This window comes from Kitasatospora sp. NPDC096147 (assembly GCF_044763225.1).
Taxonomy (GTDB): domain Bacteria; phylum Actinomycetota; class Actinomycetes; order Streptomycetales; family Streptomycetaceae; genus Kitasatospora.
Genome location: NZ_JBIWFX010000003.1, coordinates 9533 through 33348, shown reverse-complemented (window position 1 = coordinate 33348; position 23816 = coordinate 9533). Strand labels below are relative to the sequence as shown.

19 protein-coding genes are annotated in these 23816 nt (G+C 72.4%); 18 read left to right on the top strand and 1 reads right to left on the bottom strand.

All coding sequences use genetic code 11. The features are described 5' to 3' along the window. Positions 1 to 51 precede the first annotated feature (51 nt). The 14 genes from ACIRBX_RS10655 to ACIRBX_RS10590 all read left to right on the top strand — a co-directional run bounded on the left by ACIRBX_RS10655 (position 52) and on the right by ACIRBX_RS10590 (position 16522). The gene (locus ACIRBX_RS10655) at positions 52 to 591 is read left to right on the top strand and encodes a septum formation initiator family protein (protein ID WP_402295340.1); all 540 of its coding nucleotides are present in this window, start codon (positions 52 to 54) and stop codon (positions 589 to 591) included. After that, entirely contained in the window at positions 588 to 2729 is a 2142-nt protein-coding gene (locus ACIRBX_RS10650; RefSeq protein WP_402295338.1) for a peptidoglycan D,D-transpeptidase FtsI family protein, read from the top strand. Before ACIRBX_RS10655 ends, ACIRBX_RS10650 begins: the two co-directional genes overlap by 4 nt. 62 nt (positions 2730 to 2791) lie before the next feature. Beyond that, complete coding sequence (locus ACIRBX_RS10645; RefSeq protein ID WP_402295337.1) at positions 2792 to 4345, top strand: UDP-N-acetylmuramoyl-L-alanyl-D-glutamate--2,6-diaminopimelate ligase; 1554 nt, start codon at positions 2792 to 2794, stop codon at positions 4343 to 4345. Further along, positions 4342 to 5742 (top strand): UDP-N-acetylmuramoyl-tripeptide--D-alanyl-D-alanine ligase, encoded by a 1401-nt coding sequence (gene murF, locus ACIRBX_RS10640; protein ID WP_402295336.1) that lies wholly within the window; start codon positions 4342 to 4344, stop codon positions 5740 to 5742. The genes ACIRBX_RS10645 and murF overlap by 4 nt, the downstream gene beginning before the upstream one ends. Continuing rightward, positions 5739 to 6800, top strand: coding sequence for a phospho-N-acetylmuramoyl-pentapeptide-transferase (gene mraY, locus ACIRBX_RS10635; RefSeq protein ID WP_402295335.1), 1062 nt, complete (start codon positions 5739 to 5741; stop codon positions 6798 to 6800). Before murF ends, mraY begins: the two co-directional genes overlap by 4 nt. Continuing rightward, a complete protein-coding gene (gene murD, locus ACIRBX_RS10630; RefSeq protein ID WP_402295333.1) occupies positions 6797 to 8227 on the top strand; it encodes a UDP-N-acetylmuramoyl-L-alanine--D-glutamate ligase in 1431 nt (476 codons plus the stop codon). The genes mraY and murD overlap by 4 nt, the downstream gene beginning before the upstream one ends. Positions 8228 to 8257: 30 nt before the next feature. After that, on the top strand, positions 8258 to 9604 hold the full coding sequence (gene ftsW, locus ACIRBX_RS10625; RefSeq protein WP_402295331.1) for a putative lipid II flippase FtsW: 1347 nt from the start codon (positions 8258 to 8260) through the stop codon (positions 9602 to 9604). Positions 9605 to 9610: 6 nt separating this feature from the next. Further along, positions 9611 to 10714, top strand: coding sequence for an undecaprenyldiphospho-muramoylpentapeptide beta-N-acetylglucosaminyltransferase (gene murG, locus ACIRBX_RS10620; RefSeq protein ID WP_402295330.1), 1104 nt, complete (start codon positions 9611 to 9613; stop codon positions 10712 to 10714). Then, positions 10707 to 11489 (top strand): cell division protein FtsQ/DivIB, encoded by a 783-nt coding sequence (locus tag ACIRBX_RS10615; RefSeq protein ID WP_402295328.1) that lies wholly within the window; start codon positions 10707 to 10709, stop codon positions 11487 to 11489. The genes murG and ACIRBX_RS10615 overlap by 8 nt, the downstream gene beginning before the upstream one ends. 396 nt (positions 11490 to 11885) lie before the next feature. Then, positions 11886 to 13070 carry a cell division protein FtsZ gene (gene ftsZ, locus ACIRBX_RS10610; RefSeq protein ID WP_402295326.1) on the top strand — a complete coding sequence of 395 codons (1185 nt, stop codon included), beginning with the start codon at positions 11886 to 11888 and terminating at the stop codon, positions 13068 to 13070. A gap of 150 nt (positions 13071 to 13220) precedes the next feature. Beyond that, the gene (locus tag ACIRBX_RS10605; protein ID WP_402295324.1) at positions 13221 to 14006 is read left to right on the top strand and encodes a YggS family pyridoxal phosphate-dependent enzyme; all 786 of its coding nucleotides are present in this window, start codon (positions 13221 to 13223) and stop codon (positions 14004 to 14006) included. Positions 14007 to 14194: 188 nt separating this feature from the next. Continuing rightward, entirely contained in the window at positions 14195 to 14803 is a 609-nt protein-coding gene (locus ACIRBX_RS10600; protein WP_402295322.1) for a cell division protein SepF, read from the top strand. 100 nt (positions 14804 to 14903) lie between these two features. Further along, complete coding sequence (locus ACIRBX_RS10595; protein WP_345279720.1) at positions 14904 to 15194, top strand: YggT family protein; 291 nt, start codon at positions 14904 to 14906, stop codon at positions 15192 to 15194. 50 nt (positions 15195 to 15244) lie between these two features. After that, positions 15245 to 16522, top strand: a complete 1278-nt coding sequence (locus ACIRBX_RS10590) for a DivIVA domain-containing protein (RefSeq protein WP_402295320.1) — start codon at positions 15245 to 15247, stop codon at positions 16520 to 16522. A gap of 607 nt (positions 16523 to 17129) precedes the next feature. On the opposite strand, the gene ileS is transcribed toward ACIRBX_RS10590, so the two are convergent. Next, complete coding sequence (gene ileS, locus ACIRBX_RS10585) at positions 17130 to 20258, bottom strand: isoleucine--tRNA ligase (protein WP_402295318.1); 3129 nt, start codon at positions 20256 to 20258, stop codon at positions 17130 to 17132. Between the two features lie 620 nt (positions 20259 to 20878). On the opposite strand from ileS, the gene ACIRBX_RS10580 reads away from it, so the two are divergent. The 4 genes from ACIRBX_RS10580 to ACIRBX_RS10565 all read left to right on the top strand — a co-directional run bounded on the left by ACIRBX_RS10580 (position 20879) and on the right by ACIRBX_RS10565 (position 23608). Then, positions 20879 to 21382, top strand: coding sequence for a TraR/DksA family transcriptional regulator (locus ACIRBX_RS10580; RefSeq protein WP_402295316.1), 504 nt, complete (start codon positions 20879 to 20881; stop codon positions 21380 to 21382). Between the two features lie 97 nt (positions 21383 to 21479). Continuing rightward, positions 21480 to 22118, top strand: a complete 639-nt coding sequence (gene lspA / locus ACIRBX_RS10575; RefSeq protein WP_402296444.1) for a signal peptidase II — start codon at positions 21480 to 21482, stop codon at positions 22116 to 22118. A 93-nt stretch (positions 22119 to 22211) separates the two neighbouring features. Further along, entirely contained in the window at positions 22212 to 23150 is a 939-nt protein-coding gene (locus ACIRBX_RS10570; protein ID WP_402295314.1) for an RluA family pseudouridine synthase, read from the top strand. Continuing rightward, complete coding sequence (locus tag ACIRBX_RS10565; protein WP_402295312.1) at positions 23150 to 23608, top strand: GNAT family N-acetyltransferase; 459 nt, start codon at positions 23150 to 23152, stop codon at positions 23606 to 23608. The genes ACIRBX_RS10570 and ACIRBX_RS10565 overlap by 1 nt, the downstream gene beginning before the upstream one ends. The last annotated feature ends 208 nt before the right edge of the window (positions 23609 to 23816 follow it).

Below are 23816 nucleotides of genomic sequence, written 5' to 3'. Positions count from 1 at the left end.
GGTGGTCGGACGCGGCGGGAGCGCGGGTCGGTCCCCGGGCAGGGCGGTGGGGTGCGGATCTCGGTCCGTCCGGCCCGGCGCCAGGTGCGGGGACGGACGCCCTTCGCGGTGCTGGTGGTGCTGCTGCTCTCGGGCGGGCTGCTCGGTCTGCTGATGCTGAACACCGCGCTCAACGAGGGATCCTTCGAACGGAGCCGGCTGGAGCGCCAGACCACCGAGCTGACGGACCGCCAGCAGACCCTCCAGCAGGAGATCGACCAGCAGTCCGCGCCGGACGCGCTGGAGCGCCGGGCCCGTGAGCTGGGCATGGTGCCCGGCGGCGACCTGGCCTTCCTGCAGGACGACGGCTCGGTCAACGGCAAGCCCGCCAAGGCCGAGGACAGCCCGCCGGTGAAGCGCACCGACCAGGAGCTGTGGAGCCGTCCGGGCGCCTCCCCGACCCCGGCCGCGCCGCCGCCCGCCGACACCGGGGTGCAGATCGACCCGGCCCCGCCGCTGGGCACCGCCCCGCCCGCCGCCGCGCCGTCGGCAGCGTCGCCGTCCGCCGCCCCGTCAGCAGCCGCCCCGTCCGCCGGAGGTACCGCGCGATGAGCACCCCCCGTCAGCCCGGCCGAGGACAGGGCGGTTCAGGCGGCAGCGGCGGCCGGCCCCGCCCCCGCCCGGCCGGTCAGGGCCGCCCGCAGCCCGCCCGCCGCCCCGCCGCCGGCGCCTCGGGTGGCGGGGCGTCAGGAGCGGCTGCCCGCAAGGCCGCTGCCGCGCCGCGCCCCCGCACCCCCCGGCCGCGCAGCGGCGAGCCGCCGCGCCGCCAGCCGCCGCCCCGCCGGCCGGCCCCGCCGCAGCCGCCGCGCCTGATCAAGCTGGGCGACCCGAAGAAGCGCCTGCGGGTGGTCGGCATCGCCCTGGTGGCGGTCTTCTCGGTGTTCGCCGGCCGGCTGGTGCAGCTCCAGCTGCTGGATTCGGACGCACTGGCCGCCGAGGCCGGGGCCAACCAGTACGTGCAGGCCAAGCTCTCCGCCGACCGGGGCTCGATAACGTCCTCCGACGGCGTGGCGCTGGCCACCACGGTGGACGCGTACGACATCACCGCCGACCCCTCGCTCTACCCGGCCGAGAAGTCCCTGGTGCCGGACGCCCCGGAGCAGGCCGCCGCGCTGCTGGCGCCGATCCTGAACCGCAGCAAGGAGCAGCTGGCCACCCTGCTGCACACCCCCAAGACCAAGTGGGTGATGCTGGCGCCCCGTCAGAGCCCGGAGACCAAGAAGCAGATCACCGACCTCAAGGCCACCCTGGCCAAGCAGGCCGACACCGCCGACTGCCGGGCCCAGCGCAAGCTGGTCGGCAAGCCCGCCGAGCAGGGCGGGCGGCAGTCCGTGGACGCGGCCTGCGCAAATCCGCTGGCCGGGATCATCTACCAGGACTCCAAGCGCCGGGTCTACCCGGCCGGCGGCCTGGCCGCCAACCTGCTCGGTTACGTGAACGCGGACGGCAAGGGCACCGGCGGGCTGGAGTACCAGTTCGAGAAGGAGCTGGCGGGCAAGGACGGCCACAGCACCTACGCCCAGGTCGGCGGCCGGATGGTGCCGACGGCCGGCGGCAGCCAGCAGTCCCCGGTGGAGGGCTCGGACCTGCGGCTGACCATCGACCGGGACATCCAGTGGGCGGCCCAGCGGGCCATCACCGACCAGGTGGCCAACGCCGGGGCGGAGAAGGGCTACGTGATCGTCCAGGACGTGAAGACCGGTCAGGTGCTGGCGATGGCCGCCTCGCCCGGCTTCAACCCCAACGAGCTGGCCAAGGCCAAGGCCGACCAGCTGGGGAACCCGGCGGTCGGCGACACCTTCGAACCGGGCTCCACCGCCAAGCTGATGACCATGGCGGCGGTGCTGGACAGCGGCACGGCGGCCTGGGACACCCACGTCACGGTGCCCAACCGGCTCCAGCGCTCGGACCAGCTGTTCCGCGACGACATCGACCACGAGACCTGGTACCTGACGCTGGCCGGCGTGCTGGCCAAGTCCTCGAACATCGGGACCATCCTGGCCGCGGAGCACCTCGGCGCGGACCAGGCGGCCTCCAACAAGGTGCTGCACGAGTACCTCACCCGCTTCGGGATCGGCAAGGTCACCGGCGTCGGCTTCCCCGGCGAGACGCCGGGCATCCTGATCCCGCCGGAGAAGTGGAGCGGTTCGCAGCAGTACACCATCCCGTTCGGCCAGGGCCTCTCGGTGAGCGCGCTGCAGGCCACCTCGGTGTTCTCCACCATCGCCAACGGCGGGGTCCGGGTCACCCCGGGCCTGCTGGCCGGGACCACCGGCCCGGACGGGCGGTACGTGCCGGCCGCGCCCGGGGCCGAGACCCGGGTGGTGAAGCCGGAGACCGCGAAGACCCTGACCGAGATGCTGGAGTCGGTGGTCTCGGACGAGCAGGGCACCGGCACCAAGGCCAAGGTCGAGGGCTACCGGGTGGCCGGGAAGACCGGCACGGCCAACCGGGTGGACCCCAAGACCGGTACGTACAAGGGCTACACCGCCTCCTTCATCGGCTTCGCCCCGGCCGACGCCCCGCGCGTCACCGTCTCCTGCGTGATCCAGGACCCGAAGAACGGCCACTTCGGCGGCCAGCTCTGCGGGCCGGTGTTCAAGCAGGTGATGGAGTTCACCCTGAAGACCCTGCACGTCGCCCCGAGCGGCAGCCAGGCACCGAACCTCCCCGTCGAGTGGAAGCCCTGATGAGCAAGAGCGCAGCGACCCGGTTTGGCTCTACGGGGGTCCCGGCGGATAGCCTTCCGGCCGTGCCGAAACCCGATCAAATCTCCGCGAGCCCGCCCCGACCCACCTCCCCGGCGGCGCTGCCGCTGGCCGAGGCCGCCCGACTGCTGGGGGTGCCGGCCGTCGAGGGCGCGGCGGTCACCGGCGTCACCCACGACTCCCGGGCGGTGCGGCCCGGGGACGTCTACGTGGCCTTCCCGGGGGCCAACCACCACGGGGCCCGGTTCGCCGCCCAGGCCGTCGGGCAGGGCGCGGTCGCGGTGCTGACGGACCGTGAGGGCGCCGGGCAGGCGGCCGACTGCGGTGCGCCGCTGCTGGTGGTGGAGAGCCCCCGGGCCCGGATGGGCGAGCTGGCCGCCGCCGTGTACGGCCGCCCCAGCGAGGGCCTGCGGATGATCGGGCTGACCGGCACCAACGGCAAGACCACCACCGCCTACCTGGTGGAGGGCGGGCTGAAGGCGGCCGGCCTGAACCCGGGCGTGATCGGCACCGTGGAGATGCGGGTCGGCAGCGAGCGGATCAAGAGCGAGCGCACCACCCCGGAGTCCACCGACCTGCACGCCATCCTCGCCGTGATGGCCGAGCGGGGCGCCGAGGCCGTGGTGATGGAGGTCTCCAGCCACGCGCTCAGCTACGGCCGGGTGGACGGCGTGGTCTACGACGTCGCGCTGTTCAACAACCTGACGCCGGAGCACCTGGACTTCCACCCGGACATGGAGGACTACTTCCGGGCCAAGGCCAAGCTGTTCCAGACCGACAAGGCCCGGCTCGGGGTGGCCAACCACGACGACCCGTACGGCCGGCGGATCGCCGCCGAGGCGCCGATCCCGGTCACCACCTTCTCGGCCAAGGGCGACCCGGCGGCCGACTGGCGCGCGCTGGACGTCCAGCTCGGTCCGCTCGGCTCCACCTTCACGGTGGCGGGGCCTGACGGTGCGTCGGCCGAGGCGAGCGTGCCGCTGCCCGGCCCGTTCAACGTCGCCAACGCGCTCGGTGCGATCACCGCGCTGGTCACGGCCGGGGTGCCGCTGGCCGAGGCGGTCGCGGGCGTGGCCGCCGTCGCGGGCGTGCCCGGGCGGCTGGAGCGGGTGGACGCCGGGCAGTCGTTCGTCGCGGTGGTGGACTACGCGCACAAGCCGGACGCCCTGCAGGCCGTCCTGGAGTCGCTGCGCGAGGTCACCAAGGGCCGGCTGCACGTGGTGGTCGGCTGCGGCGGCGACCGGGACCCGTACAAGCGCGGGCCGATGGGCGCGATCGCCGCCCGGCTCGCCGACACGGCGGTGCTGACCAGTGACAACCCGCGCTCCGAGGACGCCCTGGCGATCCTGGCCAGCATGCTGAACGGCGCCACCGAGGTGCCGGAGACCGAGCGCGGCGAGGTGCTGGTGGTACCGGACCGGGCCGAGGCGATCGCCGACGCGGTGGCCCACGCGCACGCGGGGGACACCGTCCTGGTCGCGGGCAAGGGCCACGAGCTCGGCCAGTACGTCCGGGGCGAGGTCCGCCCCTTCGACGACCGTGAGGTCCTGCGCACGGCGATCGAGCACCGCACCTCCAAGGGAGTTGAGCACCTGTGATCGCACTGACGCTGGCAGAGGTGGCCGAGGCCGTCGGCGGCACCCTGCACGGCGCGGACCCGGCCGCCGTGGTCTCCTCCTCGGTGGAGCACGACTCCCGCAAGCTCACCCCCGGCTCGCTCTTCGTCGCCATCGTCGGCGAGCGGGTGGACGGGCACGAGTTCGCCGGGCGGGCGGTGGAGGCCGGCGCGGTCGCGGTGCTGGCGACCCGTCAGCTGGACGTCCCCACCGTGCTGGTGGCGGACGTGCAGACCGCGCTCGGCAAGCTGGCCCGCGCCGTGGTGGACCGCTCCACCGCCGCCGTGGTGGCGCTGACCGGCTCGGCCGGCAAGACCTCCACCAAGGACCTGATCGCCCAGCTGCTCGCCCGCAGGGGCGAGACGGTCTTCCCGCCCGGCTCGATGAACAACGAGATCGGCCACCCGATGACCGCGCTCCGGGTCGAGCCGTCCACCGAGCACCTGGTGATGGAGATGGGTGCCCGGCACAAGGGCGACATCGCCTACCTGTGCGGGATCACCCCGCCGCTGGTCGGCGCGGTGCTGAACATCGGCACCGCGCACCTGGGCGAGTTCGGCTCCAAGGCCGGGATCGCCGAGGCCAAGGGCGAACTGGTCGAGGCGCTGCCCGCCGGGGGCACCGCGATCCTGAACGCCGACGACCCCTTGGTCAAGGCCATGGCGGCCCGTACGCGCGCGAAGGTCCTCTTCTTCGGCGAGAGTCCGTCAGCCGACGTGCGGGCCACCGACGTTCACCTCGACGACGCCGGGCGGCCGCGCTTCACGCTGACCACCCCGGCCGGTTCCGCACCCGTGAGCCTGCGCCTGTACGGTGAGCACCACGTTTCGAACGCCCTCGCCGCCGCTGCGGTGGCGGTGGCGCTCGGGATGTCCGTCGACGACATCGCCGCCGCGCTCGGCGGGGCGGAAGCGCTGTCCCGCTGGCGCATGGAGGTCGTCGAACGGGCCGACGGTGTCACCGTGGTCAACGACGCCTACAACGCGAACCCCGAGTCCATGCGGGCCGCGCTGCGGGCGCTGGCGAACATGGCTGGACGCGGCCCGGAGCGCCGCCGTACCTTCGCGGTGCTCGGTGAGATGCGGGAGCTCGGCGAGGACAGCCTCGACGAGCACGACGCCATCGGGCGGCTCGCGGTCCGACTGGACGTCACCAAGCTGGTGGCGGTCGGCGGACGGGACGCGGCCTGTATGGAACTGGGCGCGAGGAACGAAGGTTCGTGGGGTGAGGAGTCGGTGCTGGTGTCCGACGCGGACGCGGCGGTGGAGCTGCTGCGGGGTCAACTACGGCCCGGGGACGTGGTCCTGGTGAAGGCATCCCGTTCGGTGGGTCTGGAGCGGGTCGCCGAGGCCCTGCTGGCCGATGGAGCCGCGCAGTGAAGCAGATCCTGTTCTCCGGCCTGATCGGCCTGATCCTCTCGCTGCTGGGCACGCCGGCCCTGATCCGGCTGCTGGCCAAGCACGGCTACGGCCAGATGATCCGGGACGACGGTCCGCAGGCCCACCTGAGCAAGCGCGGCACGCCCACCATGGGCGGCATCGCGTTCATCCTGGCCACCCTGATCGCCTACGCCGCGACCAAGGTGATAACGGGTGAGAAGCCCACCGCCTCCGGGCTGTTGGTGCTCTTCCTGACCGCCGGGCTCGGCCTGGTCGGCTTCCTGGACGACTACATCAAGGTCGTGAAGCAGCGCTCGCTGGGCCTGCGGGCCAAGGCCAAGCTGCTCGGCCAGTCGTTCGTCGGCCTGACCTTCGCCATTCTGGCGCTGCAGTTCAAGGACGACCGCGGGCTGACCCCGGCCTCCACCAGCCTGTCGTTCGTGCAGGACTTCAGCTGGTCGATCGGCCCGGTGCTGTTCGTGATCTGGGCGTACTTCATGATCGCCGCGATGTCGAACGGCGTGAACCTCACCGACGGTCTGGACGGTCTGGCGACCGGCGCCTCGGTGATGGTCTTCGGCGCCTACGTCTTCATCGGCGTCTGGCAGTACGGCCAGACCTGCGCCGTGATGGCCACCGCCACCAACAGCTGCTACGACGTCCGCGACCCGCTGGACCTCGCCGTCATCGCCTCCGCGCTGATGGGCTCCTGCTTCGGCTTCCTCTGGTGGAACACCTCGCCCGCCAAGATCTTCATGGGCGACACCGGCTCGCTGGCCCTCGGCGGCGCGCTGGCCGGTCTGGCGATCTGCTCGCGCACCGAGATGCTGCTGGCCCTGCTGGGCGGCCTGTTCGTGATCATCACCCTGTCGGTGATCATCCAGGTCGGCTCGTTCCGGATGACCGGCAAGCGCGTCTTCAAGATGGCCCCGCTCCAGCACCACTTCGAACTCAAGGGGTGGAGCGAGGTGCTGATCGTGGTCCGGTTCTGGATCATCCAGGGCCTCTGCGTCGCGGTCGGCCTCGGCCTCTTCTACGCGGGCTGGGTGACCGGATGACGGACGGTCACAACCCCGACTTCACGGGTCTGCCCGTGGTGGTGGCCGGGCTCGGCATCTCCGGCGTCTCGGCCGCCCGGGTGCTCCGGGACCTCGGGGCCGAGGTCACCGTGGTGGACGGCGGCGACGGCGAGGGCCTGCGGGCCCGGGCCGGGCAGCTCGGCGAGGGCATCGCGGTGCGCCTCGGCGACGGCGCCACCCTCCCCGAGGGCACCCGACTGGTCGTCACCTCGCCCGGCTGGCCGCCGAGCAGCCCGCTCCTGCTGGCCGCCGAGGCGGCCGGGCTGGAGGTCTGGGGCGACGTCGAGCTGGCCTGGCGGCTGCGCAGGCCGCTGCCGGAGACCGGCGAGCCGGCCCCCTGGCTGGCCGTCACCGGCACCAACGGCAAGACCACCACCGTGCAGATGCTGGCCTCGATCCTGACCGCGGCCGGCAAGCGCACCGCCGCCGTCGGCAACGTCGGCGTCTCGGTGCTGGACGCGGTGCTGGCCGAGGACCCGTACGAGGTGCTCGCGGTCGAGCTCTCCAGCTACCAGCTGCACTGGGCGCCCAGCCTGCGCCCGCACTCGGCCGTGGTGCTCAACCTGGCCCCGGACCACCTGGACTGGCACGGCTCGATGGAGGCGTACGCCGCCGACAAGGGCCGGATCTACCAGGGGAACCAGGTCGCCTGCGTCTACAACCTGGCCGACCCGGCCACCCGCGCGCTGGTCGAGGAGGCCGACGTCGAGGAGGGCTGCCGGGCCGTCGGCTTCGGCCTCGGCTCGCCCGGCCCGTCCGACTTCGGCGTGGTGGACGGCCTGCTGGTGGACCGCGCCTTCGTGCCCGAGCGGCACAAGAACGCGGCCGAGATCGGCGCCGTCTCCGACGTGCACCCGCCCGCCCCGCACAACGTCACCAACGCCCTGGCGGCGGCGGCGCTGGCCCGGGCGTACGGGGTGGACACCAGCGCCGTCCGGGACGGCCTGCGGGCCTTCCGCCCGGACGCGCACCGGATCGCCGAGGTCGCGGTGGTCGGCGGGGTCTCCTACGTGGACGACTCCAAGGCCACCAACACCCACGCGGCGGCGGCCTCGCTGGCCGCCTACGAGCCGGTGGTCTGGATCGCCGGCGGGCTGGCCAAGGGCGCCACCTTCGACGAGCTGGTGCAGGGCGCGGCGGGCCGGCTGCGGGCCGCGGTGCTGATCGGCGAGGACCGGGCGCTGATCGCCGAGGCGCTGGCCCGACACGCCCCCGATGTGCCGGTGATCGAGGCGGCAGCGGGTGAGACTGGCGCGGTGGCGATGGCCGAGGTGGTCCGCACGGCCGCCGGACTGGCCCGGGACGGGGACACCGTCCTGCTGGCCCCGGCCTGTGCCTCGATGGACATGTTCACCAACTACGGCGAGCGCGGCGACCTCTTCGCCGCGGCGGTCCGGGCGCTGTAGCGGCACGGACCTGGACGGGGGAGCGGTGTGATGGCGGGTCAGGCCCCGGAACGGGAACCGTGGCGGGCACCGGTCATCTCGGCCAGCAGCGCCACCTTCAAGGCGGCTGACCCGCTGACCCGGCTGCGGCAGTTCCGCGGCCGGGTCCGGTACCTGCTGGCCCGGCCGCTCACCCCGTACCTGCTGATCCTCGGGGCCGGCTTCCTGCTGCTGGTGCTCGGCCTGAGCATGGTCTTCTCCTCCTCGCAGATCCTGGCCGTCCGCTGGGGGCTGCCGACCTACTTCTTCGTCATGAAGCAGGGCATCGCGGTGGGGCTCGGCCTGGTCGGCCTGGTGCTGTTCGCGCTGATGCCGGTGAAGCTGCTGCGGCTGCTGGTCTACCCGGTGATGCTCGGGGTGATGGGCTCGCTGGTGCTGGTCGCCATCCCGGGCATCGGCAAGGAGGTCGGCGGCAACCGGAACTGGCTGGACCTCGGGCTGCTCCAGCTCCAGCCCTCCGAGTTCGCCAAGCTGGCGCTCGCGCTCTGGGCGGCCGACCTGCTGGCCCGCAAGCAGAAGACCCACATGCTGGACCAGTGGAAGCACCTGCTGGTGCCCCTGGTGCCCGGCACCCTGCTGCTGATGCTGCTGATCATGCTCGGCGGCGACATGGGCACCACGATGATCCTGATCGCCATGCTGTTCGGCCTGCTCTGGACGGTCGGCGCCCCGCTGCGGCTGTTCGCCGCCACCCTGGGCATCGCCGTGGTGGCCTGCACCGCGCTGGTCATCACGGTGCCGCACCGGATGGACCGGCTGGCCTGCATCGGCGTCACCCAGCCGGACCCGAACGTCAACTGCTTCCAGGCCCTGCACGGCCTCTACGCCTTCGCGGCCGGCGGCCCGTTCGGCTCCGGGATCGGGGCCGGGGTCGAGAAGTGGGGCCAACTCCCGGAGGCCCACACCGACTTCATCTTCGCCGCGACCGGCGAGGAGCTCGGGTTGGTGGGGACGCTGTCGGTACTCGGGCTGTTCGCGGCACTAGGCTACGCGGGTATCCGGGTGGCCAGCAGTACGAAGGACCCCTTCGTCAGGTACGCCGCGGGAGCCGTCACCACCTGGATCATGGCCCAGGCCATGGTCAACCTGGGGTCGGCGCTGGGACTGCTGCCGATCGCGGGCGTCCCGCTCCCGCTGTTCTCCTACGGAGGGTCGGCGATGCTGTCGGCCCTGTGCGCCGTCGGAGTGCTGCTCTGCTTCGCGCGCAGCTCCCCGGAGGCGAAGGCGGCACTGTCCGCGCGGAGCTCTAACAGCCGGTTCAGGACCGTCCTGAACCGGGTGCTGCCAGGACGAACCACGGGGCGCGGGGCCGCACGGCCGAAGCGCAGGGAGCGGTGAATTTCGGTGCATGTCGTACTCGCAGGCGGCGGGACCGCCGGTCACATCGAGCCGGCCATGGCCCTCGCGGACGCCCTCCGCCGGCGTGACCCGTCGGTCGGGATCACCGCGCTGGGCACCGAACGCGGCCTGGAGACCCGGCTGGTGCCCGAGCGCGGGTACCAACTGGAGCTGATCCCGGCCGTGCCGCTGCCGCGCAAGCCCACCCCCGAGCTGATCACGGTGCCCGGGCGGCTGCGCTCCACCGTCCGGGCCGCCCAGGCGATCATCGAGCGGGTGAAGGCCGACGCGGTGGTCGGCTTCGGCGGCTACGTGGCGATGCCCGCCTACCTGGCCGCCAAGCGGGCCGGGGTGCCGATCGTGGTGCACGAGGCCAACGCCCGCCCCGGGCTGGCCAACAAGATCGGCGCCCGGTACTCCGACTTCGTCGCCGTCTCCACCCCCGACTCCAAGCTGCGCGACTCCCGGTACATCGGCATCCCGCTGCGCCGCACCATCGCCACCCTGGACCGCAACGCGGTCCGCCCGGAGGCCCGGGCGTACTTCGGCCTCGACCAGCGGCTGCCCACCCTGCTGGTCTCCGGCGGTTCGCAGGGCGCCCGCCGGCTGAACCAGACCATCGAGACCATCGCCCCCCGGCTCCAGCAGTACGGGGTGCAGGTGCTGCACGCGGTCGGCCCGAAGAACGAGCTGCCGGTGATCGACGACATCCCCGGCATGCCGCCGTACCGGGCCGTGCCGTACGTGGACCGGATGGACCTGGCCTACGCCGCCGCCGACCTGATGCTCTGCCGGGCCGGTGCGATGACGGTGGCCGAGCTGGCCGCCGTCGGCCTGCCCGCCGCCTTCGTGCCGCTGCCGATCGGCAACGGCGAGCAGCGGCTGAACGCCCAGCCGATGGTCAAGGCGGGCGGCGGCCTGCTGGTGGACGACGCCGAGCTGACCCCGGAGTGGGTGCTGCAGAACGTGCTGCCGGTGCTGACCGCCCCGCAGAAGCTCTGGGAGATGAGCCGGGCCGCCGCCGAGTTCGGCCGCCGGGACGCCGACGACCTGCTGGTCGACATGGTGTACGAGGCGATCGAGGCCGCCCGGCGGGGCCGCCGTGGCTGAGACGCCGGTCCTCGACCCGGTCGAGGAGGAGGACGAGGACGAGGCCGGTGAGTACCACCCCCGGCTCCGGCTCTCCCGGCGCGGGATCGTGGTGCTGAGCGCGCTCGGCGCGCTGCTGCTCGGTGCGGCTGGCTGGCTGGTGTTCTTCTCCTCGGTGCTGGACGTGCGGGTGGTCGCCGTCCAGGGCCTGGCCGGCGACCACCTGACGGCGCACCAGGTCCGCGAGGCGCTGGGCGACGGCGAGAGCGGTCCGCTCGCCCGGGTCGACCTGGCGCAGGCCGAGCGCCGGGTGGAGGCGCTGCCCCGGGTGGCCAAGGCCGAGGTGTGGCGCGGCTGGCCGCACACCCTGCGGATCAAGGTGACCGAGCGCCGGGCGGTGGCCGCCGTGAAGACCCCCGAGGGCGCCTACGGCCAGGTGGACTCGGCCGGCTTCACCTTCGCCACCGAGCCGACCGCCCCCGAAGGGGTCCCGGTGGTGGAGCTGGCACTCAGTCAGCAGGCGAACGACGCCTCGGCGGTCTTCCCCCGGGAGGAGCTGCTGCGCTCCGCGATCACCGTCGCGGCCGGCCTGCCGGAGGCGGTCCGCAAGCAGGCCGGCACCGTCCGGGTGCAGTCCTTCGACGACATCCAACTCCAGCTCGCCGACGGTGCGGTGGTGCGCTGGGGGAGTGCGGAGCGGACCTCGCGCAAGGCGCAGGTGCTGACCGCGCTGCTGAACCGGAAGGCCCGGATCTACGACGTGAGCGCCCCGGAGGCGCCCGGCGTGGGCGGTTGACGGCCCGTCGGACCCGGAGGATCCGGTAAGTTCTTCCTCCGGGGGAGGTGTTGACGGGGCACCAGTTCCGGCCCGACCCTGGGTCTCCCCGAGTGGTCACCCCGGTTTCACCGGCTGATGGATGATCACATAGGCTCAAAAGAAAAACGGGAAGCCCGGCGTGTTCGTTGAACACGGCCCGCCCACCGAAATAGTGTCCTGTGTCACCAGGCTGTGTCCCACGGTGATGTGACGCAGGCACAGCCACAACCCTAAAGGTCAAGTTTAGGGTTCGGGTCGGTGGTCGGAATTTCGGACATACAGTCAGGAATCACTCGGGCTCCCACCCATCGACATCCGTCGGACCGCGCCAACCGGTGCGGACGACCCGGAAATTCGAGGCGAGAGGCCTTCGACGTGGCAGCACCGCAGAACTACCTCGCAGTCATCAAGGTCGTCGGTATCGGCGGCGGTGGTGTCAACGCCATCAACCGGATGATCGAGGTCGGTCTCAAGGGCGTCGAGTTCATCGCGATCAACACCGATGCGCAGGCCCTCCTGATGAGCGACGCCGACGTCAAGCTCGACGTGGGCCGTGAACTCACCCGGGGCCTCGGCGCCGGCGCCAACCCCGAGGTCGGCCGGAAGGCCGCCGAGGACCACCGCGAGGAGATCGAGGAGGTCCTCAAGGGGGCCGACATGGTCTTCGTGACGGCCGGCGAGGGCGGCGGCACCGGTACCGGTGGCGCCCCCGTGGTGGCGAACATCGCCCGCTCGCTCGGCGCGCTCACCATCGGCGTGGTCACCCGCCCGTTCACCTTCGAGGGCCGCCGCCGGGCGAACCAGGCCGAGGACGGCATCGCGCAGCTGCGCGAAGAGGTCGACACCCTGATCGTCATCCCGAACGACCGGCTGCTCTCCATCTCGGACCGCCAGGTCTCGGTGCTGGACGCGTTCCGCTCGGCCGACCAGGTGCTGCTCTCCGGCGTGCAGGGCATCACCGACCTGATCACCACCCCGGGCCTGATCAACCTCGACTTCGCCGACGTCAAGTCGGTCATGTCGGAGGCCGGTTCGGCCCTGATGGGCATCGGCTCGGCCCGGGGCGAGGACCGCGCCAAGGCCGCCGCCGTGATGGCCATCTCGTCCCCGCTGCTGGAGGCGTCCATCGACGGCGCCCGGGGCGTGCTGCTCTCCATCTCCGGCGGCTCCGACCTCGGTCTCTTCGAGATCAACGAGTCGGCCCAGCTGGTCAGCGAGGCGGCCCACCCGGAGGCGAACATCATCTTCGGTGCCGTCATCGACGACGCGCTCGGCGACGAGGTCCGGGTCACGGTGATCGCGGCCGGCTTCGACGGCGGGCAGCCGCCGGCCATCGTCCGTGACCCGGTGGTGAAGTCCACCCCGGCCTCCACCACCCCGGAGCGCCCGGCCGGCCGGCCGACCTACGGCTCGGTGACGGACCGTCCGAAGGAGGCCCCGGCCCCGGTCGAGGCCCCGACCGCCACCGCCCCGCCGGTGCCGCCGCAGGTCCAGCCGGCCCGCCAGCCGTTCGTGGAGAGCCCCGCCGAGGAGCTCGACGTGCCGGACTTCCTCAAGTAACCGGCCTCCGGGCGACCGACCACGAGGCAACCGACCGCGCGCCGATGCCCACCGCGTTCCCGTCCCAGAGCGGGAGCACGGTGGGCATCGTGCGGTCCGGAGTGCGATCATCTGATCGTTCTCCAGGCAACCCCCCCCACCGAGGCGACCATGACCAACCTGTACGGACCCGAGCCGGGCGGCCCGGACTTCCTGGCCGCGCTGACCGACCGTCAGCGGGCCCGGTACGAGGAGCTGGGCACCAACCTGGAGGTCGTCGAGCGCCGGATCGCCGACGCCTGCGCGGCCGCCGGGCGGGCCCGCGAGGAGGTCCGGCTGGTGGTGGTCACCAAGACCCACCCCGCCGAGGACACCGCCCTGCTGGCCGCCCTCGGCGTCACCGACGTGGCCGAGAACCGCGACCAGGACGCCGCCCCCAAGGCGGAGACCTGCCGCGAACTCCCGCTGGACTGGCACTTCGTGGGCCAGCTGCAGACCAACAAGGTGCGCTCGGTGGTGCGCTACGCCAACCACGTGCACTCCGTCGACCGGCTCCGGCTGGTCGAGTCGCTGGCCGCCGCGGTGCGCAACGCCGGGCGCCCGCCGCTCGGTTGCCTGGTCCAGGTCGCCCTGGACAAGGAGGCCGGCGAGGGCGAGGGCCGGGCCGGCGTCGCCCCCGGCGAGGTGCTCGCGCTGGCCGACGCGATCGCCGACACGCCCGGGCTGCGGATGGACGGTGTGATGACCGTCGCCCCGCTGGCCGGACCGCTGGCCGGCGACCCGGCGGCGGCCTTCGCGCGGCTGGCGGAAATCGCAACTGCCGTACGCGGGAGCCACCCGGCTGCCACGATGGTTTCGGCAGGGATGAGCGGTGACTTGGAGCAGGCGGTGGCCGCTGGAGCGACGCACGTGCGTGTCGGGACGGCGGTGCTCGGAGTGCGCCCGACGCTCCGGTAACGTCAGCGGGTAAGTAGATCAGACTGCAGGACAAAACAGGACAGAACCCAGCAGCTGCCTACAGCGCTGGCAACCGTGGATCGAACGGAAGTCCGCCGCCCTCCAAGCCCCCTGACGGGGTGTCGGGTGCACGCGGAACCACCGGTGAAGGGCCGGTCGATCCACCCCCTAGCGGAGGAGACGGGAGCATGGCCGGCGCGATGCGCAAGATGGCGGTCTACCTCGGCCTCGTGGAGGACGAGACGTACGACGGCCAGGGGTACGACCCCGACGACGACTACGACGCGGACCCCGAGCCGATCCGGACCGGACGTACCGAGGGTCTGGAGCGGCCCGCACCGGCCCCCGCCGCCCCGGCGCCGGTCGCGCACATCGCGCCCCAGCCCGTCCCGGCCCCGGTGCCGATCCGGCAGGAGCCGCCGAGGATGGCGCCAGTGTCGTCCATCACACCCGAACGCCGCCACAACCTGGAGAAGAGCGCCCCGGTGATCATGCCCAAGGTCGTCAACGAACGAGAGCCGTACCGCATCACCACGCTGCACCCGAGGACCTACAACGAGGCCCGTACCATCGGGGAACAGTTCCGCGGCGGCACTCCCGTGATCATGAATCTGACCGAGATGGACGACACGGACGCCAAGCGGCTCGTAGACTTCGCCGCTGGACTCGTCTTCGGTCTGCACGGCAGTATCGAGCGAGTGACGCAGAAGGTGTTCCTGCTGTCTCCTGCTAACGTCGACGTAACGGCGGAGGACAAGGCTCGGATCGCCGAGGGTGGGTTCTTCAACCAGAGCTGACCCGACCACGACTTCACGTGTGGATCTGATGGCAGTGGAACGCGGCTGACGGACCGTCCGTTACGAGCGGGACAGACAGGACGAGGGAGAGGGAGACTCGATGGGGATCGTGCGGGCAGTGCTCTACTACGCACTGAGCGCCTTCCTGCTCGTCCTCCTCTTCCGCCTGGTGATGGACTGGGTCTTCCAGTTCGCCCGCTCGTGGCGTCCCGGGAAGACCATGGTCGTCGTCCTGGAGGCCACGTACACTGTCACCGATCCGCCGCTCAAGCTTCTTCGGCGTTTCATTCCGCCGTTGCGTTTCGGGGGCGTGGCGCTCGACCTGTCCTTCTTCGTACTGATGATCATTGTGTTTGTCCTGAGATCGCTCGTGCTGACTCTGCCGTCTTGAGCGCTGCCACAGGATGCCGCTGATGCCGACGATCACGTTGAGGTGAAGAGATGCCGTTGACCCCCGAGGACGTGCGGAACAAGCAGTTCACGACCGTCCGCCTGCGTGAAGGCTATGACGAGGACGAGGTCGATGCCTTCCTCGACGAGGTCGAAGCCGAACTGACCCGCCTGCTCCGCGAGAACGAGGACCTGCGCGCCAAGCTGGCCGCCGCGACCCGTGCCGCCGCGCAGAACCAGGCGAACATGCGCAAGGAGCAGCAGCCGCAGGACGGACGCCAGCAGGGCGCCCCCGTCCCGGCCGCCATATCCGGCCCGCCGGTGCCGGGCCAGCCGCAGATGCAGCAGCCCCCGCAGCAGCAGGGCCACCAGCCGCTCGGCCTGCCCTCGGGCGCCCCGCAGCTGCCGGCCGGCCAGGGCGGTCCGATGGGCCAGCCCCAGCAGCAGATGCAGCCCATGCAGCAGATGGGCCAGCAGCCGATGGGCACCATGGGCGGCCAGCAGCAGCTGGTGCAGCCGATGGGCGGCCAGATGCTCCAGCCGATGGGCCAGCAGCAGATGGGCCAGACCATGGGCGGGCAGCAGCTCCAGCCCATGGGCGGCCCGATGCAGCAGCAGCTCGGCGGCCCGCTGGGCGGCCCGATGCAGCAGCAGCCGCCGCAGCAGCAGAACCCCGGTGGCGACAGCGCCGCCCGCGTCCTCGCCCTCGCCCAGCAGACCGCCGACCAGGCGATCTCCGAGGCGCGGTCCGAGGCCAACAAGATCGTCGGCGAGGCCCGCAGCCGCGCCGAGGGCCTGGAGCGGGACGCCCGCGCCAAGGCCGACGCGCTGGAGCGGGACGCCCAGGAGAAGCACCGGGTCGCGATGGGCTCGCTGGAGTCCGCCCGCGCCACCCTGGAGCGCAAGGTCGAGGACCTGCGCGCCTTCGAGCGCGAGTACCGGACCCGCCTGAAGTCCTACCTGGAGACCCAGCTGCGCCAGCTGGAGTCGCAGGCGGACGACTCGCTGGCCCCGCCGCGGATCCCGGCCACCGCCTCGCTCCCGCCGGCCGGCTCCTCCGCGATGAGCAGCCAGCCGTCGTTCGGCGGCCAGAACTCCTTCGGCGGCGGTGCCCCGCAGCCGTCGTTCGGCGGTCAGAACTCCTTCGGCGGCGGTAACCAGCCCTCCTTCGGCGGCCAGCCGAACGGCGCCCCCACCGGCGCCGCGCAGATGGCCCCCGCCGGGATGACCCAGCCGATGGCCGCGGTCCGCCCGCAGCCGCCGCAGCCGATGCAGCAGGCTCCGGCCCCGATGCGCGGCTTCCTCATCGACGAGGACGGCGACAACTAAACAGCACCACCTCCGAGGGCGCCCCCGTCGTGACGATCCGTCACCACGGGGGCGCCCTCGCGTTCCCGGCCGTGCCGGCGCGCGGGGGATGTCCTCGGCGGGGTCGGCGTGCGGGGGAGGTGCTCGGTCTCGCCGGCGCGCGGGGGATGTCCTTGGTGAGGTCGGCGCGGGGTGGTCCTCGGTGAGGTCGGCGCTGGGGAGGTTCTCGGTGGGGCCGGGGGCGCGAGGAACTGCGCGCGGGGGTACGGCAGCATGTGCGACTGGCTGAGGGTGGTTCAGTTGCCGGTGGGCCGCCTTCCGATTCGCGCAGTTCCTCGCGCCCCTGGGGTGCTGCAAGCGGGGGTCGCGTCGCTGGGTGCCGCGCGGGGAGGTGCTCGGTGAGGTCGGCGCTGGGGAGGTTCTCGGTGGGGCCGGGGGCGCGAGGAACTGCGCGCGGGGGTACGGCAGCACGTGCAACTGGCTGAGGGTGGTTCAGTTGCCGGTGGGCCGCCTTCCGATTCGCGCAGTTCCTCGCGCCCCTGGGGTGCTGCAAGCGGGGGTCGCGGCGCTCGGGTGAGGGTGTGCCGAAGGGGCACCGGAGGTGTGTCCGGTGCCCCTTCGGGGTGGGTCAGGCCTTGCGGAGCTGGAAGTGCAGGCCCAGGCCCTCGTCGGTGAAGGTCTCGGACTGCCAGTCGGCGGCGCCCGCCGCGAAGTCGGTGGCGAGCACCTCCTCGGCGACCAGGTGACCGTGCTCGGCGATGGCCTCGACGGTCTCCTCGTCGGTGGCCCGCCAGCGCAGCACGATCCGGTCGGCGACGTCCAGGCCGGAGTTCTTCCGGGCCTCCTGGATCTGGCGGATGGCGTCGCGGGCGATGCCGAGCCGCTTCAGCTCCGGGGTGATGGCCAGGTCGAGCGCGACGGTGGCGCCGGCCTCGTTGGCCACCGCCCAGCCCTCGCGCGGGGTCTCGGTGATGATGACCTCGTCCGGCGTCAGCTCGACGCTCTCGCCGTTCAGCTCGACCGTCGCGGTGCCGGTGGCCCGCAGCGCGGCGGCCAGGGCGGCGGCGTCGGCGGCGGCGACCACCTTGGCCACGTCCTGGACGCCCTTGCCGAAGCGCTTGCCGAGCGCGCGGAAGTTGGCCTTGGCGCTGGTGTCCACCAGCGAGCCGCCGACCTCGGCGAGCGACTCCAGGGTGGAGACGTTGAGCTCCTCGGCGATCTGCGCGCGCAGGTCGGCGGGCAGCTCCTCCCAGCCCTGGGCGGCGATCAGTGCCCGGGAGAGCGGCTGACGGGTCTTCACCCCGGACTCGGCCCGGGTGGAGCGGCCGAGCTCGACCAGCCGGCGCACCAGCGCCATGTGCCGGGAGAGCTCGGTGTCGATCAGCGCCTCGTCGGCCACCGGCCAGGAGGCCAGGTGGACCGAGCCGGGGGCGTCCGGCACCACCGGGACGACCAGGTCCTGCCAGACCCGCTCCGTGATGAACGGGGTGAGCGGGGCCATCAGCCGGGTGACGGTCTCCAGCGCCTCGTGCAGGGTGGCCAGCGCGGCGGCGTCGCCCTGCCAGAAGCGGCGGCGGCCCCGGCGGACGTACCAGTTGGAGAGGTCGTCGACGAAGCCGGAGAGCAGCTTGCCGGCCCGCTGGGTGTCGTACGCCTCCAGCGCCGCGTCCACCTCGCGCACCAGGGTGTTCAGCTCGGAGAGCACCCACTTGTCCAGCTGCGGACGGTCCGCCGGGGCGGGGTCGTTCGCGGACGGGGCCCAGTCGGCGGTGCGGGCGTAGAGGGCCTGGAAGGCGACGGTGTTCCAGTACGTCAGGAGGGTCTTGCGGACCACCTCCTGGATGGTGCCGTGGCCGACCCGGCGGGCGGACCAGGGCGAGCCGCCGGCCGCCATGAACCAGCGGACGGCGTCGGCGCCGTGCTGGTCCATCAGCGGGATGGGCTGGAGGATGTTGCCCAGGTGCTTGGACATCTTCCGGCCGTCCTCGGCCAGGATGTGGCCCAGGCACACCACGTTCTCGTAGCTGGACTTGTCGAAGACCAGGGTGCCGACGGCCATCAGCGTGTAGAACCAGCCGCGGGTCTGGTCGATCGCCTCGGAGATGAACTGCGCCGGGTAGCGCTTCTCGAACAGCTCCTTGTTCCGGTACGGGTAGCCGTACTGGGCGAACGGCATCGAGCCCGAGTCGTACCAGGCGTCGATCACCTCGGGCACCCGGGTGGCGGTCTTCGCGCAGCTCGGGCAGTCGAAGGTGACGGCGTCGATGTACGGGCGGTGCGGGTCCAGGCCGGACTGGTCGGTGCCGGTCAGCTCGGAGAGCTGGGCCAGCGAGCCGACGCAGGTCAGGTGGTCGTCCTCGCAGCGCCAGATCGGCAGCGGGGTGCCCCAGTAGCGGTTGCGGCTGAGGGCCCAGTCGATGTTGTTGTTCAGCCAGTCGCCGAAGCGGCCGTGCTTGACGTTCTCGGGGTGCCAGTTGGTGGCCTCGTTCTCCCGGATCATGGCGTCCTTGACCTGGGTGGTCCGGACGTACCAGGAGGGCTGCGCGTAGTAGAGCAGCGCGGTGTGGCAGCGCCAGCAGTGCGGGTAGCTGTGCTCGTACGGCAGGTGACGGAAGAGCAGGTCACGCGCCTTCAGATCGGCGACCAGCGCCTCGTCGGCCTTCTTGAAGAACTGCCCGCCGACCAGCGGCACCGAGGGGTCGAAGGTGCCGTCGGCCAGCACCGGGTTGACCACCGGCAGGCCGTACCTGCGGCAGGTGGCGAGGTCGTCGGCGCCGAAGGCCGGCGACTGGTGGACGATGCCGGTGCCGTCCTCGGTGGTGACGTACTCGGCGTTCAGCACGTAGTGCGCGTCCGGGATCTCCACCAGGTCGAACGGGCGGCGGTAGGCCCAGCGCTCCATCTCGGCACCGGTGAAGGACTGCCCGGTGGCCTCCCAGCCCTCGCCGAGCGCCTTGGCCAGCAGCGGCTCGGCCACCACCAGCTTCTCGTTCCCGTCGGTGGCCACCACGTAGGTGACGTCCGGGTGCACGGCGGCGGCGGTGTTGGAGACCAGGGTCCACGGGGTGGTCGTCCAGACCAGCAGCGCGGCCTCGCCGGCCAGCGGGCCGGAGGTCAGCGGGAAGCGGACGAAGACCGAGGGGTCGACCACGGTCTCGTAGCCCTGGGCCAGCTCGTGGTCGGAGAGGCCGGTGCCGCAGCGCGGGCACCAGGGGGCGACCCGGTGGTCCTGGACCAGCAGGCCCTTGTCGAAGATCTGCTGGAGCGACCACCAGACCGACTCGATGTAGGACGGGTCCATGGTGCGGTAGGCCTCGTCGAGGTCCACCCAGTAGCCCATCCGCGTGGTGAGCTCGGTGAAGGCGTCGGTGTGGCGGGTCACCGAGTCGCGGCACCTGGCGTTGAACTCGGCGATGCCGTACGCCTCGATGTCCTTCTTGCCGGAGAAGCCCAGCTCCTTCTCGACCGCGAGCTCGACCGGCAGGCCGTGGCAGTCCCAGCCGGCCTTGCGGGCGACGTGGTAGCCCTTCATGGTCTTGAAGCGCGGGAAGACGTCCTTGAAGACCCGGGCCTCGATGTGGTGGGCGCCGGGCATGCCGTTGGCGGTCGGCGGGCCCTCGTAGAAGACCCACTCGGGGCGGCCCTCGGACTGCTCCAGGGTGCGCTGGAAGACCTTCTGGTCCTGCCAGAAGGAGAGGATCTGGTGCTCCAGCGCGGGCAGGTCGACCTGCGCGGGGACGGAGTTGTAGGTGCTCATCGCGGGCGTCTTCCTCCGACGGATGCGTGGACTGGCTTCCGACGGAGGGACGAGACGGACAGGCCGTCCCGCGGTACCACCCTCCTTGGCCGCGAACTGCTGGTGCGGCCCACTTGTTTGGGCTTGCGGCCGGGTCTAACGGGCCGTCAGGCCCCTCTTCCGGCGGCTCCGGGGTGATCTTCCCGCCGCGCACACCCCCGGGCTCCCACCGTCCCCGGGTCGCTCCTGGCTGCGTACGTCGGTACTCGTCCCATCAGCGCCTTGCAGCGCTCAGTGTATCGGCCCGCACAACCGCTTTGCGTCGCACGCCGCCCCGGCGGCGGGGCCGCACTGGTCAGCCGGTGGTTAGCAGGTGACGATCTGGGCACAACCTGGACAGCATCCGGGCAGGACGGCCGCTCGGGTCGAACGGGTGGGAACCGGCGGCCGTATCGGTATGTCCCATTGTGAGGGGATTCGATGGGGATTATCGTTCCGGCACGGAAGCCGCCGGGAACCGGCGGTTCGTTTCGTTCGTAGATGAGGTCGAAGCCATGGCTGAGAAGGCAAGTGGTGCTACCGCCACCACCGCCACCAAGCGGACGCACAAGGCCGTGGCGGGCGACTCAGGGGAGGGGACCGTGACCACTACACGGCGCAAGACCACCACCAGCACCGGCCGGGTGGCCGCCACCGGCCGCAACCACGCTCCGGCGGGCAGCGGGGCGCGGGGCGCGGAGTCGGTGGACCCGGCGGAGCTCCCGGTCCGGCCCGGTGAGGACCCGTGGACCGCGGCCGAGGTGCAGGAACTGCACCAGGAGTTGAACGAGGACGCGGACCGGCTGCGGACCGAGATCACGGCTGCCGAGCAGGCCCTCAACGGTCTGATGCGGGACTCCAACGACGGCGCCGGCGACGACCAGGTGGACGCCGGCACCAAGAACATCAACCGGGAGAGCGAGCTCGCCCTCGCCAACAACGCCCGGGACAGCCTGGCCCAGACCGAGCGCGCGCTGGCCCGGCTGGAGGGCGTCGGCTTCGGCGTCTGCGAGTCCTGCGGCCAGGCCGTCGGCAAGGCCCGGCTGCAGGCCTTCCCGCGCGCCACGCTCTGCGTCACCTGCAAGGCCAAGCAGGAGCGCCGGTAGCGGCACTCGGCCCAGGCAACGGGCTGGTCACGGGGTCGAGCGGGTGCCGTACGCTCGACCCCGACGACTTGTCCACCCCACCCCGGCAACGGAGCGGATCATCAGTACTCCAGGTTCCCCCCAGGCCCAGGACGACGACGTCCAGCCCGCCGGCCACGTCGCGGAGGCCGCAGTGACCACCGAGCCCGAGCCCGACACGGCCGCCGGTGACGCGGCGGCCGCCGCCGAGGCGGTCCGGCGCCGCCGGGTCGGCGTGCTGCTGGTGGTCGCGCTGCTCGCCTACCTGATCGACCTCGGCAGCAAGCTGCTGGTGGTCGCCCGGCTGGAGGGGCACCAGGCCATCGAGGTGATCGGGGAGTTCGCCACCTTCCAGGTGATCCGCAACCCCGGGGCCGCCTTCGGGATGGGCCAGGCGATGACGGTGGTCTTCACCGCGATCGCCGCCGCCGTGATCGTGGTGATCTGGCGGATCGCCCGCAAGCTCTACAGCCTGCCGTGGGCGATCGCGCTCGGGCTGCTGCTGGGCGGGGCCCTGGGGAACCTGACGGACCGTCTGTTCCGCTCGCCCGGGGTCTTCCGCGGGCACGTGGTGGACTTCATCTCGGTCCAGCACTTCGCGGTCTTCAACCTGGCCGACTGCGCGATCGTCTGCGGCGGCATCCTGGTGGTGCTGCTGTCGTTCAAGGGCAGCAACCCGGACGGCACGGTCGCCCCGGTCTCCAGCAAGGGCGAGTAGCGCGCTCCGCACCGGGCCCGGTGAGCTGCGGGGCCGTACCGCCGGGTGCTCCGTTGTGAAGCGCCGGGCGGGCGGTCCGGCATACTCGTACGGGTGAGTACCCCCGCACAGACCCGCAGCCTCCCCGTTCCCGACGGCCTGGAGGGCGAGCGCCTCGACGCCGCCCTGGCCCGGATGTTCGGCTTCTCCCGGACCAAGGCGGCCGAGCTCGCCGCCGACGGGAAGGTGACCCTCGACGGTGCCACCGCCGGCAAGTCGGACCGGGTGACCGCCGGTGCCTGGCTGGAGGTGGAGATCCCGGCCCCCGCCGCCCCCGTCCAGGTGGTGGCCGAGCACGTCGAGGGGATGCGGATCGTCCACGACGACGACGACATCGTGCTGATCGACAAGCCGGTCGGCGTCGCCGCGCACCCCAGCCCGGGCTGGACCGGCCCCACCGTGATCGGCGGGCTGGCCGCCGCCGGGTACCGGATCTCCACCTCCGGCGCGGCCGAGCGCCAGGGCATCGTGCACCGGCTGGACGTCGGCACCTCCGGCCTGATGGTGGTCGCCAAGTCGGAGCGCGCGTACACCGACCTCAAGCGGCAGTTCCACGACCGGATCGTGGAGAAGAAGTACAACACCCTGGTGCAGGGCCACCCGGACCCGATGAGCGGCACGGTGGACGCGCCGATCGGCCGCCACCCCAGCTCGGACTGGAAGTGGGCCGTCACCCGGGACGGCAAGCACTCCGTCACCCACTACGACCTGATCGAGGCGTACCGGGCGGCCTCGCTGCTGGACATCAAGCTGGAGACCGGCCGCACCCACCAGATCCGGGTGCACATGTCCGCGCTGCGCCACCCCTGCGTCGGCGACATCACCTACGGCGCCGACCCGACGCTCGCCAAGCGGCTGAAGCTGACCCGGCAGTGGCTGCACGCGGTGCAGCTGGGCTTCGAGCACCCCTCGGACGGTCAGTGGGTGCAGTTCGCCAGCCCGTACCCGGAGGACCTGCAGAAGGCGCTCGACATCATCTCCTCGGAGAGCTGATGGGCGCGGAGCTGCGGATCGCCCTCTCGGAGGCCGACCTGGAGCTGACCCGGGAGGTCCGCCACGAGGTCTTCGTGGTGGAGCAGGGCGTGCCGGTGGAGCTGGAGTACGACGAGTACGACGCCACCTCGGTGCACGTGCTGGCGGTCGGTGAGGACGGCGCGGCGCTGGGCACCGGGCGGCTGATCCACGGGGCCGAGGCGCTCGCCATGACGGGCCGTCAGGGCCGGGTGCTGCTCGGCCGGCTCGCGGTCCGCGAGGCCGCCCGGGGCACCGGGCTGGGGGCCGCGCTGGTCCGCCGGCTGGAGGAGGCCGGGCGCGAGCACGGCGGCACCGAGCTCGAACTGCACGCCCAGGTGCAGGCGCTGGGCTTCTACGAGCGGCTCGGCTACCTGGCCGAGGGCCCGGTCTACCAGGACGCCGGCATCCCGCACCGGACCATGACCCGGACGCTCTGACCCGGACGTTCCGACTCCGGTGTGCTGACCTGGACGCTCTGACCCACCGTCGGGGCCGGTGCGCTGACCTGGACGCTCTGACCCACCGTCGGGGGGGGGGGGGGGGGGGGCCCCCCCCCCACCCCCCCCCCCCGCCCCCCCCCCCACCGCGCGCTGCGGCGGAGCCGGGGCGGGAGCCCCCCCCAGCACCCCCCCCCCGCCCTCCAGC

What these genes read in the sequence shown, in the direction of transcription:
- ACIRBX_RS10650 (WP_402295338.1), top strand. Translation starts at nt 588, where the DNA reads ATGAGCACCCCCCGTCAGCCCGGCCGAGGACAGGGCGGTTCAGGCGGC.
- murD (WP_402295333.1), top strand. Translation starts at nt 6,797, where the DNA reads ATGACGGACGGTCACAACCCCGACTTCACGGGTCTGCCCGTGGTGGTG.
- ftsW (WP_402295331.1), top strand. Translation starts at nt 8,258, where the DNA reads ATGGCGGGTCAGGCCCCGGAACGGGAACCGTGGCGGGCACCGGTCATC.
- ACIRBX_RS10605 (WP_402295324.1), top strand. Translation starts at nt 13,221, where the DNA reads ATGACCAACCTGTACGGACCCGAGCCGGGCGGCCCGGACTTCCTGGCC.
- ACIRBX_RS10600 (WP_402295322.1), top strand. Translation starts at nt 14,195, where the DNA reads ATGGCCGGCGCGATGCGCAAGATGGCGGTCTACCTCGGCCTCGTGGAG.
- ACIRBX_RS10595 (WP_345279720.1), top strand. Translation starts at nt 14,904, where the DNA reads ATGGGGATCGTGCGGGCAGTGCTCTACTACGCACTGAGCGCCTTCCTG.
- ACIRBX_RS10590 (WP_402295320.1), top strand. Translation starts at nt 15,245, where the DNA reads ATGCCGTTGACCCCCGAGGACGTGCGGAACAAGCAGTTCACGACCGTC.
- ileS (WP_402295318.1), bottom strand. Translation starts at nt 20,258, where the DNA reads ATGAGCACCTACAACTCCGTCCCCGCGCAGGTCGACCTGCCCGCGCTG.
- ACIRBX_RS10565 (WP_402295312.1), top strand. Translation starts at nt 23,150, where the DNA reads ATGGGCGCGGAGCTGCGGATCGCCCTCTCGGAGGCCGACCTGGAGCTG.